The organism is Citrobacter sp. Cpo071, from assembly GCF_030332765.1.
GTDB classification, from domain to species: domain Bacteria; phylum Pseudomonadota; class Gammaproteobacteria; order Enterobacterales; family Enterobacteriaceae; genus Citrobacter; species Citrobacter portucalensis.
Genome location: NZ_JAOWHE010000036.1, coordinates 1 through 562, shown reverse-complemented (window position 1 = coordinate 562; position 562 = coordinate 1). Strand labels below are relative to the sequence as shown.

The 562-nt window shown below is 52.7% G+C and carries 1 protein-coding gene; it reads left to right on the top strand.

The annotated features are described in order from the left end of the window. Positions 1-164 precede the first annotated feature (164 nt). A partial coding sequence (locus OGY09_RS00995; protein ID WP_286589797.1) for a DUF2931 family protein occupies positions 165-562 on the top strand: 398 nt, incomplete at its 3' end.

The following is a 562-nucleotide window of genomic DNA, read 5'->3' as shown; positions in this document are numbered from 1 at the left end:
CCCAGCCTGCCGGTCACGCCCCTGAAACTGACAACCCGCTCCGGCAAGGACCTGACCCTGTGTAAAGACTACGTCGTCCCAGGCGGCAGTTTTACCTTCCTCCCGTCAACGCAGGCATTTATCAACGGTAAAACCTACCCCTATGGCAACTGGGATTAAGAGGGATGAAAATGCGCAAACTACTGATACTTGCCCTGTTACTGGCCGCTGCAGGCTGCAGCCCACATCAGTCTCACCCTTTACAGTCAAAACAGGCCGCCAGCGGCGACTGGACCCTACCTTACGGTAAGTGGATCTTCGCTTTTATCACCCCCTATGAATTACCCTCAATGGTCAACCACGCAAGAGTTATCGACACCGATGGTTATCTGTATACGTTTAATACGCTTGACCAGGCTTCTCCCGACCCTGATTCCGTCAAAGAATGGGCTGAAAACGCGCATGGTTTTGGCGATCAGTTCAACAAAGTCAACAAGCCCCCACAGTACATTGTCTTCTGCTGGGATTCCTATATTGACCAGCAGACCTATGAAACCAGCGCCGTCTTCGGCCCCGAAACCTG